Raw genomic sequence first — 16,804 nt, forward strand, 5'->3', positions numbered from 1 at the left:
ATTTTTTCCAATCGAATGGAACGTCCGGTATTTTCTTTATTTAATCCGTTTAAAGTTTATACATCTGCAACAAGCTATACGACTGGAAATGCAAAATTGAATCCGGAAATCATGTACGGACAGACTTTGCAATATCAATTTTTCAAGCGATACATTTTTCAGGCAACCTATCAGCGTGTGAATAATCAGATTTATGAACTGACGTTTGCTACAGATGACAACATACAGGTGACCACTCCTGTTAATGCGGGAAGGTTTGAGTATGTCATGCTTGCATTGAATACAAATACCTCTTATTTGAAGGAGTATGCCAACTTGGATATAACGGTTTCTTATTTGTGGCAGCGCATGAATGACATTGAATATGAGAACACCCATACCAAAGGGTACCATAATGGTGTATTTCAGATAGATTTGAATAATAACTTCACTTTGTCAAAACAGCATAAAATCTCGTTTGATATGAATGTGTCGTACAATACTAAAGATGTTTCTTTCTATACCGAAACTCCAATGAAACTCTATCTGTATGGGCAATTGAAAAAACGTTTCAAGGCGTGCCAATTATCCTTATATGGTTTTTGTAACCTATATATGTATGACGGAAAGATGACAACACATTGGCGGAATAAGTATGAAACCGATAATATACAACGTATCAGTCTAATTAAAGGGGAACCTATCGGTGTTGGTCTTCGTTTCAACTACTATTTTGGGAACAAGAAAGTGAATGGAACAAATGAGCGTAAAACTTCCGGTTCAGAGGCGAAGAGAAGGTTATAATTAAAAATCCATGTATAATATCAAACTAAAAAATTGGATAACATGAACTATCAACTTAAATTGTGGAGCATGATATTGCTTCTAAGTATTGGACTATTGGCGAGTTGCAGTGATGATGACAATGATTCTGATCCAACATTGACCGCTTCGGAACTGTTGCAAACAACTTGGAATGCTTGTGTTTGCGATTATGACGCAGATGGAAAAGAGGTCGTACACGAAGAATATCTGATTGTGGAATTTCTCACTGAGACTCAGGGAAAAAGTATCAATGGTGAAGGTAGCGGTGACCCTTCTGCAGTATGGGACTTATACTATTACATAGACGGTAGAGTCATTACTTTTGAGAGTAGTGCTTTGGTGGGCAATTGGACAGTTATTGAAAAGTCCAAGAATAGTATTGTACTTCAGTCTTATCGTCCGGAAAAATCAGTGGCGACATTGACCAAACTGTATTGATATGATGAAAACTTTTAGAAATGCACAAACCGCAATAAGAGTAATAGGCTGCTGTTTATTCATCTTTGTGGTCTCATGTAAGCAGGCTTCGATGCTGCATCGGGAAAACGGTTGGTATCTTATCACAGACGGACAGAAGGATAGCCTTGCAAACAGTCCGATGGTAACCGTCAAGGACTTTGCTGCGATAGAACTTGTTTCTGATGATTATGGTCTCCGGGTTATATCGGGAAAGGTAAATAAGCAGAAACAAAAAGTATGGGCAGATGCTACAGAACAAGCTATTGGGCAACGGATAGGTTTTGTATTTAATGATACGGTCATTACCGCCCCGATGGTCAATGCAAGAATAGAAAGCGGTACTTTTCAAATCAATGCCCCGCACGGACATGATTTGGAACGTATCTTTAAGAAACTACAAAAAGAAATTGAGACATCAAGGTTGGAACATTAAATATTAACTATAAAATGGGGACATTAGGCTGTGTGAGCGATATGCTCCAGCGAGATAAGGAGAACAGGGCACTGCGCAAGATAGGGCGTGAGCGGATGAAGGAAACTCGTCGCCGATTGCTCGAAGTAAGTGCCTCCTCTCACTCCTCCCACCTCTCGTTGGAACAATTGGAGGATATTCGAAAGAATACATTGGAAAAGGAGGAATTGGAGCGTAAGAAACTCAATAGAGCCTTTTTAGTCATAGGCTGCATTGTATTGGCAGGCCTTCTCTTTCTTTGCTTATTTATTACCTGCCAACTAACGTAAGTTCCACATCGGACAAACGGGCAAATCCACGAAGAATTTTGGCGTTAGTGAAAGTTGCAGTAATAAAACAAAAGGAATAGATATGGATAAATGCAAAATAAGACGTTGGCTTAAAGATGATTTTTCCACTTTGGCTAAATATCTTAATAATAAAAAGATATGGGATAATTGCCGTGATAGTCTGCCATATCCTTACTCTGAGAGCGATGCGCAACAATTTATCCGATTCGTTTTAAATCAAAGCGAACAAAATAATTATTGCATCGAAGTAAATCAGGAGCTGTCGGCAACATAAGTTTTTCTCGTGGCATTGACGTGGAACGCTACAATGCTGAATTAGGGTATTGGCTTGCCGAACCTTATTGGGGTAAAGGGATTATGACTCAAATGTTAGTACTTGCTATTCGTAGCTATTTTTCCCATACAGATGTGATACGTGTTTATGCAAATGTTTATGCTGGTAATATGCCATCAATGAGAGTATTAGAGAAAATAGGATTTCGCAAATGTGGCATACATCGTAATGCCTATTTCAAGAATGGGAATTTTTTAGATTGCCACTGTTATGAATTGCTAAAAGCTGATTTTAGGATATGAATATTATGATACGCAAATTAACACAAGATGAATATAACAATGCTGCCGATTTGTCCTATCAAGTATGTATGGAATGTGGCAGGAATGATTTCACCCAAGAAGGTATCGAAACCTTTAAAAGTTTCGTGTATGACACATCGTTGATGAATGCACTTGACATATATGGAGCTTTTAACAAGCATTTATTGATAGGAATAATCGGTGTACATCGGGAAAAACAACATATATCCCTCTTCTTTGTCTTGCCGCACTATCATCGGCAAGGAATAGGAAAATCGCTATTTGACTATGTAATGAGTGAATGTAATTTTACTTATATAACAGTTCATTCTTCAACCTATGCAGAAACTTTCTATGCATCTTTAGGTTTCAAAAAAGTGGGTAAAAAAGAGCTTAATAAGGGGATTGTAAGTATCCCTATGGAGAGAAATATATAATTATTGCCAAAAAGGTCTTCAAAAGGTGGAATTTACTATAAAGAAACAATAAAATGAAGAAACATAATTATTTCACAATACTATTGGTAGCTATTCTTACTATGGCAGGGCTGACTGCGTGTAATGACGATGATGAAGAAGGTAGGAAGATAACCAGTTATAAGGAACACACGCTTACGGTAGCTTCTGTAAAACTCCCCGGTGTTTTAACATCGAGTGGCAGCAATGTACTTGCAGATGTATATGCTGTAAAAAACGAGCAGTCCACCGATTGGGAGGCTCATGGAAGCATCGGTAAGTTTGAATATGAAGAAGGATATGAGTACCAAATACGCATCAGTGAAACGAGCTATCTGGATTATAACATGGGCGATCCGGCATGGACTGAATACGAACTATTGGAAGTCATATGGAAAGAACGCAAGGTCTCTGAAAATTTACCTCCTCATTTCATCCCGGACTGGTATTTTGAGCAACGTTGTCCGTATATTAATTCTGAATTTGCTTATGCCATTGAAGCCGACCAAAAAGATGAGATTGAAAATGACCTTAAAACCGATGCAACCTATAAATTCGGAGGCTTGCGTTGTTATATTACTTTTACAGGAACACGTAAATGGTTCTTATTGGATGTCGATATGCACATTGTTAATCAAGGCTTTTTGATTAGCAGGGGCAAGGAACCAACAGAGTTCCCTGAATCATATAAGCTCCTTCTGCCGGAAAGTAAAGTTTCCGGATATGGAGAGTTTTATTTTGTTAAAGGCGATGATATAGAAGACTCTGTAATGCAATATGATGTGTTTATATATGCTCAGAATCGAACACCTGCACCGCAGAATGTTGAGATATGGCTATATAAAGACCTTACGGCATATTACCAAAACAAATACCCGGAAGCTAATGTCAAAGCTGTTGTGATTCGCTATATGGTGAAGAATTTGCAACAGTAAAGTCTTTTTACACACTATGGAACTAAACAAGCATTTTGATTATACTGATAATTACAGTGAGATAGTCCATACCACACGGCTGATAAGTGCAGAAGAATTGACTGATAGATTCTTCTGCGCACCGCAGTGGATTACTGCCTTGATGAAGTTTCGTAATGCCATAGTGAAACCTTTTGGTCTGAAAGGAGAGAAGAATTTATCGGATCTTGTCATTGTCGAATCCGATAGCCTTGCGACAATAAGCAAAAACGACAAACACCTTGATTTTGTTATTGCATTTATGACCGAAAAGCGCATGAATGACAGCCTATATCTATCGGTTTGTACAGATACAATAACCGTATGGGAAAATTCTATTTTGCAATAATAAAACCATTTCATAGGTTAATCTGCAAGATACTGTTAAAACGGGTCAGGAGAAATTTATAATAATGCCTATCCTTGTCCTTTGCCACATCGCCAATTTTATCTATTGATGATATGAGTTCAACTAAAAACATAGCGGTCTTATGATGTCTCATGAAACAGGTTATTGAAATAAAAAATATCCGTACACTGACGGCTCTGGGTTACCTGCTGATAGCTTTGTTGGTGAGCGGTATCGTTTACACTTGGTTCAGCGAGTGGCGGGACATGGAGAGACTAGAAACTATGAACCGGCAGATAGAGAGTTTCCGTAAGGAAATAAACATTATCCATATCCAGCTGATAAAGTTGTCTCTTTTAGGCGAAAGCGTATTGGAATGGGATGATGAAGATTTAGAATGTTACCATATTCAACGTATGGCGATGGACAGTATGCTGTGCCGTTTCAAAACGATTTATCCGGTAGAGCGCATCGACAGCGTGCGCCAGCTTCTTGAAGATAAGGAGCAGCAAATGCACCGGATTGTCCAGGTGCTTGACGAACAGCAGGCTCTCAACGAGAAGATAGCCCGTCAGATACCTGTAATCGTGCAGAAAAGCGTACAGGAGCAGCCACAAAAGCCAAAGCGAAAAGGGTTTCTTGGCATATTCGGCAAGAAGGAAAGACCAAAACCAACCGTAACCACCACGATGCTCCATTCCCTCAACCGGGATATGATAGCCGAGCAACAGGCGCAAAGCCACCATCTATCGGAACACGCCGACAGTCTTGCTGCAAGGAATGTGGAACTTAACCGACAACTGCAAGAACTAATTCGCCAAATGGATGAAAAAGTACAAGCTGACTTGCAAAAGCGAAACACAGAGATCGCTACCATGCGTGAGCAGTCGTTTATACAGATTGAAGGTCAGACTGGCTTCGTTCTATTACTTTTGATTATCTCCTATATAATCATACACAGGGATGCCAAACGTATCAAGCGGTACAAACGAAAAACGACAGATCTAATCGAGCAACTGAAGCTATCAATCGAGCAAAATGAGGCACTCATAGCCTCCCGAAAGAAAGCGGTACATACTATTACCCATGAGTTGCGTACACCATTGACGACAATAATCGGCTATACCGAATTGTTATGGAAGGAATGCAGCAATGGAAACAATGTGCATTTTCTTCAAAGCATACAGCAATCCTCAGACCGTATGCGGGATATGCTCAATACCCTGTTGGGCTTCTTCCGTTTAGACAATGGCAAAGAACAACCACGTCTTTCACCTTGCCGAATTTCAGCAATCACGCACACACTTGAAACGGAGTTCATACCAATAGTCATGAACAAAGGACTATCGCTGACAGTGAAGAACGTATGTGATTCCGTTGTGCTAACTGACAAAGAGCGAATAATTCAAATCGGGAACAACCTGTTGTCTAATGCCATGAAATTCACTGATAACGGCAGTATATCCCTGATAACGAATTATGATAACGGTACACTGAAACTCATTGTTGAAGATACGGGAACAGGTATGACCGATGAGGAACAACAACGGGTATTCGGTGCTTTTGAACGTCTGTCTAATGCCGCCGCAAAGGACGGCTTCGGATTAGGATTATCCATCGTGCAGCGCATCGTGGCGATGCTTGGCGGCACAATCCGGCTGGAGAGCGAAAAAGGCAAAGGCAGCCGCTTCACGGTGGAAATACCTATGCCGATAGTTGATGAACAGACAGTACAATCCCGTCAAAGATATGTCCGCCATAATGAGGCGTATCATGAGGTAATTGCTATCGACAATGACGAAGTGTTGCTACTGATGCTTAAAGAGATGTATGCGCAGGAAGGGATACACTGCGACACCTGCAATAGTGCTGCGGAGCTGATGGAAATGATACGCCGGAAAGAATACAGTCTGTTGCTTACGGATTTGAATATGCCAGAGATTAATGGCTTCGAGTTGTTGGAACTGCTACGCACCTCCAATGTGGGCAATTCAAAGACTATCCCGGTAGTCGTGACAACCGCTTCGGGCAGTTGCAGCAAGGAGGAACTTATAGAACGGGGATTCGCTGGATGCTTGTTCAAGCCGTTTTCCATATCGGAGCTGATGGAGGTTTCAGACAAGTGCACCATGAAAGGCAACAGGAATGAAAAGCCGGATTTCACCTCCCTGCTGTCATACGGCAATGAAGCCGTCATGCTGGAGAAACTGATAGCGGAAACCGAAAAGGAAATGCAGTCGGTCAGGGATGCAGAACGGCGGCACGCCCTTCAGGAACTGGATGCCATGACACACCACTTGCGCAGCTCGTGGGAGATACTCCGTGCCGACCAGCCATTAAGGGAACTTTATAAACTGCTTCATGGGAGTGCCGCTCCAGAGCATGAAGAACTGACCGATGCAGTGTCTGCCGTACTGGATATGGGCGCGGAGATTATCCGATTGGCAAAAGAGGAAAGGAGAAAATATAATAATGGATAAAACAAAAATCATCGTGGTGGAGGACAATATCGTATATTGCGAGTTTGTCTGCAATTTGTTGGCACAGGAGGGATTCCGTACCGTGCAAACATTCCACCTCTCGACAGCAAAGAAACTTCTGCAACAAGCGACAGAAAACGACATCATAGTTTCAGACCTGCGGCTGCCTGAAGGCGACGGTATCGACTTGTTGCGCTGGATGCGCAAGGAAGGTATGATGCAGCCTTTCATCATCATGACTGACTATGCCGAGGTGCATACGGCAGTCGAAGTATGAAACTCGGCTCACTGGACTACATACCCAAGCAACTTGTAGAGGATAAACTCGTCCCTTTGCTCCGTACCATATTAAAAGAACGGAGTATCGGAAGAAACCGTATGCCAGTGTTCTCTCGTGACGGCTCGGCATTTCAAGTCATCATGAAACGAATAAGGCTGGTGGCTCCCACTGACATGAGCGTGCTGATATTCGGGGAGAACGGTACGGGCAAGGAGCATATGGCACACCAACTGCACGACAAAAGCAAACGGGCAGGAAAACCGTTCGTCGCGGTGGACTGCGGTTCACTCACCAAAGAACTTGCGCCATCGGCTTTCTTCGGACACGTCAAAGGAGCGTTCACAGGTGCGGACAACAACAAGAAAGGCTATTTTTACGAGGCGGAAGGCGGTACGCTGTTCTTGGATGAGGTTGGCAACCTCGCACCGGAAACCCAACAGATGTTACTCCGAGCCATACAGGAACGGAGATACCGCCCGATAGGTGATAAGACGGATAAAAGTTTCAATGTCCGCATCATCGCCGCCACCAACGAAGATCTGGAGGCGACTGTGAACGAAAAGCGATTCCGGCAAGACCTGTTATATCGTCTGCATGACTTCGAGATAATAGTTCCACCACTGCGCGACTGTCAGGAGGACATCATGCCACTGGCGGAATTTTTCCGTGAGATTGCGAACAAAGAACTGGAATGCGACGTTATCGGATTTGACGGGGAAGCCCGTAAAACATTGCTGACCCATGTTTGGCCGGGCAATGTCCGTGAGCTTCGGCAGAAAATCATGGGTGCGGTGTTGCAGGCGCAGACCGGGCTTGTCACAAAAGAGCATCTGGAACTTGCCGTAACGAAACAGACCTCGCCCGTCAGCTTCGCCCTGCGCAACGACGCTGAAGACAAGGAGCGGATTCTGCGTGCGTTGAAGCAGGCGAACGGAAACCGCAAGGTTGCCGCCAAGCTGCTCGGGATAGGACGTACAACGCTGTACAGTAAACTGGAAGAATATGGATTGAAATATAAATTCAAGCAATTATAGTCAATAATTTATTGAATTTGACTATCTGCAAAAGGTTATTTCAATCAAAAATACTGTGTTATTGTCCGTATTTCATTGTTTTATAGCTAATTTTGTATTGAAAATTAAAAGATTTGACACTATGAATAGAGGAGAGAAAATCAAAGTATACTTCAAAATGAATAGTCGATATTATGGATTATTCAATATCATCCAAATGGGTACAAATGGAATCGTAGATTTGAAAATAACTGATTATTACAACGGTTTGGCAATTATAACCAATAACGACCAAGATAATGAAAAAGGATATCTGACTGAAAGTGAGATAGACAAATCAAGATTTGTCAACCAAATAGAAATGTCGTATCATAAAGATGGAAGTTTTTTACATAAAATAAAAGACGGAGGAAATGTAGAATATTCGAATCCCTATGGAAAAGGAGAACGATGGACTTCAACAGATAATATAGATGATTTTCAACCAATATTCAATATTGCTATCCGTCGAATGGAAATCTACAATAAATCATCTGAAACTCCAATCTTAAAGTCAAAAGAAGTAGCTTATATTTGTGAAAATGATGATTTGTTTGAAAAAAGAGGTTCTTATCTAGTCATATGTTATATTCGAAACAAAAACATTCCACTAAATCGGTTTACAAATTCACAATCATATTCGGATATAATTACATCATTAAATGAAAGCTTAGACTTATGTATTTTTATTCAACGACACAGCTATCCCAAGCCAAAACCATATTACTCAGAACATTTTGAAGGAATGATTACACCGTACCTAAACAATTCCATCAATTTTTGCAATAAAGATTTCGCTAAAGAAGAAATGATGGAAAAATTAGGGAATGCTGTTTTTGATCCAATTTTCAACCGTTTTTTGCAAGTAATGACAGATGGAAATTTTATTAATCTAACAGAAGATAAATTGCAATTAATTGACCAAGTAGATATTTTTTATGCTGGAAGAGAGGGTAAATTACCAGTAAGTAAACCCATATTTATAAAATTGGCATTAAACTATATAGGTGATAAATTAGTCGATTTTAACAAATTGCCGCCTTTTACCAAACAAGCTCTAATTATGAAATGGAGCAACGAACTTGAAAAAGCTAAAAACAGTCATTGTCAACTTGATAATTTGTAAATATACAGCATCTTACTCGTAAAAATACTTTTTATGCAATGTTTAAAATTTATGGGTATAGCGATATTGAAAAACTGGATAATAATTAGTACCTTTGTAAACAGAAAGCGTTCTTTTGAATTAGTGCAAAATGAGGTGAGATACAGAATTTCGCTGGTTTCTAAATCGTTACCCATTAAGTTGAGATGTTTTGTAAGCTGTTGAATTTTAGCGAGAAAGAAAATGCACAATGTCTAGCTGTGTGTGTTGTCAAATTCTTTTTAATATTGCACAGGTCGGCGATTTCTTTCAGGTAACTGTTCATCCGTTGGTTGCAGATGATCGGCAGGCAGAGGTTTCTCTTCCGGCATACGGGATGGTCTTCGTATTTTTTTAGAATGGCCAGCGGAACCGGCAGCAGGGGGATATTGCTGACGGAGGATGCCCGGTGTCTGCGCTCCAGCTTTACACGCCCCTTTCTGATCCACCATTCTCCGTTGTTGTCCTGCACAAGGTTGTCTTTTGTAAGTGTGGATACATCGGCAAAGGCCAGCCCGGTGAAGGATGCGAAGACAAAAATGTCGCGCACCAGTGCCAGGCGGGGGATGGTGAATTCTTTCTCCATGACGCTTTTCAGTTCCGGATAGGTCAGGAATACGGGGTCTGTTTCGTCCTGTGCCATCTTGTAGCCGTAGAACGGGTCCTTGCGCATCCATTCCTTGGCCAGTGCCATGTTCGTAATCCGTTTGAAACATTTCATGTAACGGACAATCGTGTTCCGGCAGAGACCGGCTTCCGTTTTCAGGTACAGGTCGAATGCGGAAATAAAATCGGAATTCAGCTCAAAAAACGTAATGTCCTCTTTCTTGTAAAAGTCGGGAATGGCTTTTTTCAGCTTGTTCATCACATTGATGTAACGGTTGATGGTTACAGGGGCATAGTCTATGTTTACGGCCTTTTTCATTTTTTCGATTTCTTCACCCATTGTACCGAGGAGGGTACGCATTTCCGTATCTTTTCCGAATACTCTTTTCAAGAGCAGTCTGGGGGTAATCAGTGCAAACTCAAACTTCAGTTCCTTGTGCTTTTGCAGGGCCAGTGCGCTGAGTTCGGCGATGTAGGTGTTCAGCTCCTTGGCGGACCTGTCCTTTCCTTTGCTGCATTCTTTGGCGGAGTCCCACAGCTTGGGCGGAACGCTCCGCTGTATTCTGATTTCCTCATAATGTCCGTCAATGGTTATGCGCATGAGGATGGGCGCCTCACCGTTTTTCAGAAGTTTCGTCTTCAGAATGAAGAACAGAATGTTCATTGTTCCTTGTTTCATACTCGTTTCCTTTTAGTTGTTGAACATATTTTACTTTGTCAACCGGAAAGGGGCGGGAGATATTTTTTCGGTGGCTTTTATGCATACAATATAAAAAAGCCACCGAAATTTTCGGGAAAAACCACCGAAGTTGGCAGGCGATAGAAGCCGGGACTTCAAAGGGAACTTGCGTATCCGGGGTATAACGGTCTTTTTTTCTTTTCGTCCAATCTCTTTTCCACCACATTCAAGCAGGTCTGCAAAAGTACTCTTTTGCACCTGAAAGATGTCTTTGTAAATGATTGAAAATAAGTGAAGTATTGTGCAAATGGTGGTTTTTTTGAAGGGGTTCTGAAAAACCACCGAATGGGAAATCTTGGATTTCCTAAATCTGCAAGTTTTTATGTATAGAGGGAATAAAAAAATCCCCTGAAATTGCTGAATTTCAGGGAATTTCAAGATTGAAGAATCTTTTCAAGTGGTGCCACCAGGAATCGAACCGGGGACACAAGGATTTTCAGTCCTTTGCTCTACCAACTGAGCTATGGCACCATGTTTATCTCTTTTGCGGTTGCAAAGGTAGTGAAACTTTTGGACTATGCAATAGCTTTCATAATAAAAAACGCTGATGATTGGCTATATGGCTAATTATCAGCGTTTATGATTTGAGAAAAAATACTGAAAAAGTTTTATGGTTATGCTTTTTCCGCTTCTTCTTCCTTCAAAGGATTCCATCCTTGTGCTTTGAGTTCAAACTCTTGGCCGTCACGGGTAATTAGGGCGCAGCCTAATTCCGGTTTGGTGATATGGCCAATCAGCTTGACGCCTTCCATTTCGGCAACCTTTTCATGGTCGGCAATGGGGACGGTGAACAATAACTCATAATCCTCGCCTCCGTTCAGTGCACAAGTGCTCAGGTTCATATTGAATTCTTCTGCCATTACAGCCGTCTGATAGTCGATAGGAATATGTTCTTCGTAAACGCGGCAACCCACTTTGCTTTGGGTACAGATATGCAGTAATTCCGAAGAAAGGCCGTCCGATATATCCATCATGGAGGTGGGTTGTATACCCTCTTCTGCCAGTTTCTGGATGATGTCACGGCGTGCTTCGGGCTTCAATTGACGTTCCAGAAGATACTCCTTCCCCGAGAAGTCCGGTTGCAAGTCTTTGTCACCTCCTTTGAGCACCGCTTTTTCGCGTTCCAAAAGCTGTAATCCCATGTAGGCGGCACCCAAGTCGCCGCTGACGCAAATCAGGTCGGTTTCGCGGGCACCATGGCGGTAGACCACTTTTCCTTTCTCACCCTCGCCTATGCAGGTGATGCTGATGGTAAGCCCGGTATAGGAAGCGGAGGTGTCTCCTCCCACGATGTCAACATCATATTCTTCGCAAGCCAGACGGATGCCGGCATAGAGTTCCTCCATGTCTTCTATACTGAAACGCTTGGATATGCCCAAGGAAACGGTAATCTGCTTCGGTGTGCCGTTCATGGCATAGATATCGGAGAAATTGACTACGGCCGATTTATACCCCAAATGCTTGAGCGGTACATATACAAGGTCGAAATGGACACCTTCCATCAGCAAGTCGGTGGTAACGAGCACTTCCTTTTCGGCCGGGTAGGAGAGGACGGCGGCATCATCTCCGACACCATATCGGCTCGACTCGTTCTTTAGTTCAATGCCTTCGGTGAGGTGGCGGATGAGGCCGAATTCACCGAGGGTAGCTATTTCTGTTCTCATGCTTTCTTATGCTCTATTAATCAATTCACGCATAATCTCTGTCATTCTCGGTTGCGCCTCGTCCGCAGCTTTCTGCACTTCTTCGTGAGAAACTTCTACGATTTTACCTTCTACCCCCAAGTCTGTAATGACAGATACGCCGAACACTTTGATTCCGCAATGATTTGCCACGATGACTTCCGGCACGGTGGACATGCCCACTGCATCGGCACCCAGAATATGGAACATCTTGTATTCCGCAGGTGTTTCGAATGTGGGACCTTGCGTACCGATATAGACACCGTGCTGAACCTTGATGCCCTTTTCTGCCGCAATGGCGTCGGCCTTACGAATCAGCTCTTTGTCATAAGCTTCGCTCATGTCCGGGAAGCGAGGGCCGTAAGGTATGTTTTTGCCACGCAACGGATGTTCGGGGAAATAGTTTATATGGTCGGTGATAATCATCAGGTCGCCGATTGCAAAATCAGGATTTGTGCCACCACTGGCATTGGAGACGAACAAGGTCTTGATACCCAGTTCGCGCATTACACGTACCGGGAAAGTTACTTCCTTCATGGAATAGCCCTCGTAAAAATGGAAACGTCCCTGCATCGCCATGATGTCTTTATTGCCCAGTTTGCCGAAGATAAGTTTTCCGCTGTGTCCCTCTACGGTAGAGACGGGGAAGTTGGGGATTTCTTCGTACCTTATCTCATACTTTTCAGTGATTTCACCGGCAAGACTGCCGAGTCCGGTACCGAGGATGATTGCTGTCTCAGGCTGGGTGTGCATCTTTCCCTTCAGAAAGGCTGCTGTTTCTTGAATGCGCTCTAACATAGCCAATAATGTTTTGGTTAAATATATATTGTTGATTTTGTAAGATTTCTATTTCTATCGGCAGCACGTAGATGTACGGCTTCAGTGTTTCGTCCAGTGCGGGATGGAGTTTTAGCCTTGCCGCATCTTTCTCTGTGGTGATTATCAGTCTTTTCCACTCTTCCAGATGCAGGAATTGTTCCTTTATTTGCAATAAATCCTTGGGAGTAAATTCATGGTGGTCATCAAATGCCAGCAATTTGACGTGCGGCGTGTAAGATTCCACTTCCTTCTGCAAGGGGGCGGGGGAGGCGATGCCTGTCACCAGCAGCACTTGCTCGTCTCCGGTGAAGGAGGAGAGCACTTTCCGACTGTTCGTTTTCTCGGGAAATAGCGGTGTCAACATTCCATAGCGGAATCTGGAGAAATACAGTTGTTGGTATGGATAGAGGTGTAGCCGTTTGGCTATGATGTTGAAGTCTATCGGCTTGATGTCATCCGGACATTTGGTGACGATGACCATCTGTGCCCGGTTTTTACCGCTTGAAGGTTCGCGGAGTCTTCCGGCAGGAAGCAAGGTGTCGTCGCACAGTAACCGGTGAAAATCGGTTAGCAGAATGTTCAGTCCGGCTTTTACATGGCGATGTTGGAAGGCATCGTCCAGAATGATGGCTTCTACGGTGGGATTTTCCAATTTCAGCAGTTGCTCAATGCCGTGGCAACGGTTTTCGTCTACCGCTACCCGTGCATTGGGGAATTTATTTTTAATTTGATACGGCTCGTCACCTATTTGCCGTACATTGCTCTTGTCATCGGCCAGTACATAGCCTCGGCTTTTACGCTTGTAACCCCGACTGAGGGTGGCTGCATTCACTCCGTTTTTTTGTAATAGCTTTATCAGATATTCGGTATGCGGCGTCTTGCCGGTTCCGCCCACAGCAAGGTTGCCCACGCATATTACAGGAACGTCAAAACTCTTTGACCGGAGCCAGCCCCAGTCAAAGAGTTTATTTCGCAAGCATACCCCTATCCCATAAAGCCATGATAGGGGATATAGCCAATGATATATCTTGATAAAGTTTTCCTCCATTTATTGAATATTCAGTTCAAAGGGTACACGTGCTTGTATACGGTCACATTTGTCAAAATTCTCCAGGATGCTGAATTGCTGGTATATCTCGCCCATTGTGCCTTTCAGCATGCGTGCCTTGATGTAATTATCCGGTGTTGTCTTTATCAGGATTTCAAAGAAACTTTCCTTTTTCGGATAGCTCATCACGGTATAGGCATCTACTCCGGCCTTTGCAATGGCAATGTCTAAAGCTTTGTCCAAACCACCCAATTCGTCGACCAGTCCTAACTCCTTGGCCTTGCTTCCGGTCCACACACGGCCTTGGGCAATTTTGTCCAGGTCTTCCTTGCTGATGCCTCGGCCATCGGAGCAGCGGGTGAGGAAGAGGTCGTATCCGTTGTTCACATACATTTGCATCAGTCCCTTTTCGCCGTCATTCATCGGGCGTGTCAGCATGCCGAAGTCTGCGTATTTATTGGTTTTCACTACATCGAAGTTTATACCGATTTTATCTGTCAGCCCCTTTGCGTTAGGGAACATGCCGAAGATACCGATAGAACCCGTCAGTGTGGTAGGCTCGGCCACAATGGAGTCTGCGTTGCAGGAAATATAGTAGCCACCCGAAGCTGCATAGTCACCCATGGAAACAATGACCGGTTTCTCTTTCTTCAATTCGCTGACGGCATACCATATCTGTTCTGAACCGTAAGCGCTTCCACCCGGTGAGTTCACGCGCAACACTACGGCTTTTACGTCTTCGTCATCTTTCAATCGCCGCAAGTCTTTAATCACTTCTTCTGCATTTATGCTCTGTTCGTTGATGTCCGATGGTGAACTGTTGTAAATCTCTCCATAGGCATAATATACGGCAATGATGTTTCCGCTTTTATCTTTAGGAACGTTCTTTTTCACGTTTATCATGTCCTGCAAACCAAGTACGGGCATGCGGTCATCCTTGTCGATGCCCATCATCGTTTTCAGATAGTTTCGTACATCATTCTTATATATTAAGGTGTCGGCCAGTCCGCATTTCACACTCTCTTCTGCAGGATAGAACATCAGCATGCGGTCGGCAATTACATTCAGTGAGTCTACGGACATTTTGCGTGATTCTGCGACATCATTGGTCACTTGTCCCCAGATGGAGGTCAGGTAGGCATCTATTTGTTCGCGGTTGGCAGAACTCATTTCGGTAGAGATGAAAGGCTCTACGGCCGATTTGTAGGTGCCTACTTTGAATATCTGCATCTCAACTCCAATCTTTGCCAGCAAATCCTTGAAGAACATGGGGGTAGCAGCCAGACCTCTCCACTCAATCATGCCTTGTGGATTCAGCAGTACCTTGTCTGCAACGCTCGACAAGTAGTAAAGGTCTTGTGTATAGTTGTCACTGTAGGCCACGATAAACTTGCCCGATTCCTTGAAGTCTTTCAGCGCATTGCGTATTTCTTCGCGTGAAGCAAATCCGGCATTCAGTGAAGTGGCTTCTATATAGAGGCCTTTGATATTGTCATTCTCTTTAGCTTTCTTGATGGACGAGAGTATGTCATCCAGACCATAAGTCTTGTAATCATCTCCCATAAGGAAATCGAATGGAGTTTCTTGGCTGCGTTCGGACAGCATACCGTTCAGGTCTAACATCATGATGGAGTTCTTTTGTACCAGAGTTTCCGTGCCGGAAGTAGATGCCATACCGAAAATCATCAGAATGCTGATGAGAATTAATAAAACACTAGCTACGATAATACCGGTGATAGTGGCAAACGTAAATTTTAGAAAATCTTTCATTGTACTTTCTTGTTTTTAATATGCTAACTTTATAAGAGCTAACAAAGATAAATAATTCGACTGATATTTACTCTATCTGTCGCTGAGTTTTTCGGTTTGTCACAGTATCGTGGGAGATTTCATTCTCTTTTCTTTGTATCTCCGAGGTGTTTCGTATCGCTTTTTATGGATGAAGTGATTTAAACCTTCCATGTCGTCAAATGGCTCAATACAACATCAAAAAGAGTCGTTCACTCCCATTACCAGCGCCTTACATTTACAAAGTCGTTACTCTATTCGGTAAACGCCTTTACCTAATAGTGTAAAGCTCGTTACCTAAGGATGTAAAGCTCGTTACCTAAGGATGTAAATCCCGTTACCTAATAGTGTAAATCCCTTTACCTAATAAGGTAAACGCCTTTACCATCTATTGTAAACGCCCTTACCATCTATTGTAAACGAAGCTGTAATATGGAAAAAGAATCCCGTTCCTTTTATACTACCCCCGGTTTCCATTGTCTTTGTCTTCCCCAGGCTGTCCGAGGACTGAAATCGACTATCGCTTTGACGCTGATGACGCGGATTTTTCATATTTCAATCTGCGTCATCAGCACATCTTTCTGAAACAAGAGGTTCGTTCCTGACATGCCATCTGCTCCCTGTCTGCTCCCTACCTGCTCCCTGTCTGCTCCCTATAACCCCTCTCCGTATAGACACGGAGAAGACAAGGAGAAGACAAGGAGAAGAGAGGAGGAAGAACATATATCTGAAGTGATTTAAACTTTTTGTTTTCTTGAAATTTTCTTTGGCAACAGAGCCGTGAAAGCTAAATAATTCCAAGATTCCC

15 protein-coding genes, 1 tRNA gene and 3 pseudogenes are annotated in these 16,804 nt (G+C 42.9%); 12 read left to right on the forward strand and 7 right to left on the reverse strand.

The annotated features are described in order from the left end of the window. From JCM16496_RS18830 to JCM16496_RS18880, 12 genes and pseudogenes are all read left to right on the forward strand, one after another. Window positions 1-783 (forward strand): outer membrane beta-barrel protein (locus JCM16496_RS18830; RefSeq protein ID WP_209441639.1); only part of this gene is annotated, 783 nt, incomplete at its 5' end. A gap of 42 nt (window positions 784-825) precedes the next feature. Further along, window positions 826-1,242: a hypothetical protein gene (locus JCM16496_RS18835; protein WP_025836139.1), complete on the forward strand. Its 417-nt coding sequence runs from the start codon at window positions 826-828 to the stop codon at window positions 1,240-1,242. Between the two features lie 91 nt (window positions 1,243-1,333). Further along, complete coding sequence (locus JCM16496_RS18840) at window positions 1,334-1,696, forward strand: SecDF P1 head subdomain-containing protein (protein ID WP_128809732.1); 363 nt, start codon at window positions 1,334-1,336, stop codon at window positions 1,694-1,696. Window positions 1,697-1,710: 14 nt separating this feature from the next. After that, window positions 1,711-2,004, forward strand: a complete 294-nt coding sequence (locus JCM16496_RS18845; RefSeq protein WP_025836142.1) for a hypothetical protein — start codon at window positions 1,711-1,713, stop codon at window positions 2,002-2,004. 82 nt (window positions 2,005-2,086) lie between these two features. Further along, a pseudogene (locus tag JCM16496_RS18850) lies at window positions 2,087-2,601 on the forward strand (GNAT family N-acetyltransferase). A 5-nt stretch (window positions 2,602-2,606) separates the two neighbouring features. Further along, on the forward strand, window positions 2,607-3,038 hold the full coding sequence (locus JCM16496_RS18855) for a GNAT family N-acetyltransferase (protein WP_025836143.1): 432 nt from the start codon (window positions 2,607-2,609) through the stop codon (window positions 3,036-3,038). A gap of 53 nt (window positions 3,039-3,091) precedes the next feature. Beyond that, window positions 3,092-3,991, forward strand: a complete 900-nt coding sequence (locus tag JCM16496_RS18860; protein ID WP_025836144.1) for a DUF4377 domain-containing protein — start codon at window positions 3,092-3,094, stop codon at window positions 3,989-3,991. Window positions 3,992-4,007: 16 nt separating this feature from the next. Beyond that, entirely contained in the window at window positions 4,008-4,358 is a 351-nt protein-coding gene (locus JCM16496_RS18865) for a DUF2867 domain-containing protein (protein ID WP_244440492.1), read from the forward strand. Next, window positions 4,334-4,420, forward strand: coding sequence for a DUF2867 domain-containing protein (locus JCM16496_RS24330; RefSeq protein ID WP_244440493.1), 87 nt, complete (start codon window positions 4,334-4,336; stop codon window positions 4,418-4,420). The genes JCM16496_RS18865 and JCM16496_RS24330 overlap by 25 nt, the downstream gene beginning before the upstream one ends. 90 nt (window positions 4,421-4,510) lie before the next feature. After that, window positions 4,511-6,838, forward strand: a complete 2,328-nt coding sequence (locus JCM16496_RS18870; RefSeq protein WP_128809733.1) for a hybrid sensor histidine kinase/response regulator — start codon at window positions 4,511-4,513, stop codon at window positions 6,836-6,838. Continuing rightward, a pseudogene (locus JCM16496_RS18875) lies at window positions 6,831-8,152 on the forward strand (sigma-54-dependent transcriptional regulator). Before JCM16496_RS18870 ends, JCM16496_RS18875 begins: the two are co-directional and overlap by 8 nt. Before the next feature lie 121 nt (window positions 8,153-8,273). Further along, complete coding sequence (locus JCM16496_RS18880; RefSeq protein ID WP_025836147.1) at window positions 8,274-9,296, forward strand: hypothetical protein; 1,023 nt, start codon at window positions 8,274-8,276, stop codon at window positions 9,294-9,296. A 229-nt stretch (window positions 9,297-9,525) separates the two neighbouring features. Here the strand turns inward: JCM16496_RS18880 and JCM16496_RS18885 are convergent. The 7 genes and pseudogenes from JCM16496_RS18885 to JCM16496_RS23110 form a co-directional block, all read right to left on the reverse strand. Further along, a pseudogene (locus tag JCM16496_RS18885) lies at window positions 9,526-10,599 on the reverse strand (site-specific integrase); the annotation flags it as partial. 458 nt (window positions 10,600-11,057) lie between these two features. Beyond that, window positions 11,058-11,130 (reverse strand) — tRNA-Phe (locus JCM16496_RS18895). Between the two features lie 143 nt (window positions 11,131-11,273). Beyond that, window positions 11,274-12,323 carry a thiamine-phosphate kinase gene (gene thiL, locus JCM16496_RS18900; protein WP_025836150.1) on the reverse strand — a complete coding sequence of 350 codons (1,050 nt, stop codon included), beginning with the start codon at window positions 12,321-12,323 and terminating at the stop codon, window positions 11,274-11,276. 6 nt (window positions 12,324-12,329) lie between these two features. After that, window positions 12,330-13,139, reverse strand: a complete 810-nt coding sequence (locus JCM16496_RS18905) for a purine-nucleoside phosphorylase (protein WP_025836151.1) — start codon at window positions 13,137-13,139, stop codon at window positions 12,330-12,332. Next, window positions 13,078-14,208 (reverse strand): tetraacyldisaccharide 4'-kinase, encoded by a 1,131-nt coding sequence (gene lpxK / locus JCM16496_RS18910; protein ID WP_025836153.1) that lies wholly within the window; start codon window positions 14,206-14,208, stop codon window positions 13,078-13,080. Before lpxK ends, JCM16496_RS18905 begins: the two co-directional genes overlap by 62 nt. Beyond that, window positions 14,209-15,978, reverse strand: a complete 1,770-nt coding sequence (gene sppA, locus JCM16496_RS18915) for a signal peptide peptidase SppA (protein WP_025836155.1) — start codon at window positions 15,976-15,978, stop codon at window positions 14,209-14,211. Between the two features lie 573 nt (window positions 15,979-16,551). Further along, window positions 16,552-16,804 (reverse strand): hypothetical protein (locus tag JCM16496_RS23110; protein WP_209441641.1); only part of this gene is annotated, 253 nt, incomplete at its 5' end.

It is taken from the genome of Bacteroides rodentium JCM 16496, from assembly GCF_000614125.1.
GTDB lineage: Bacteria > Bacteroidota > Bacteroidia > Bacteroidales > Bacteroidaceae > Bacteroides > Bacteroides rodentium.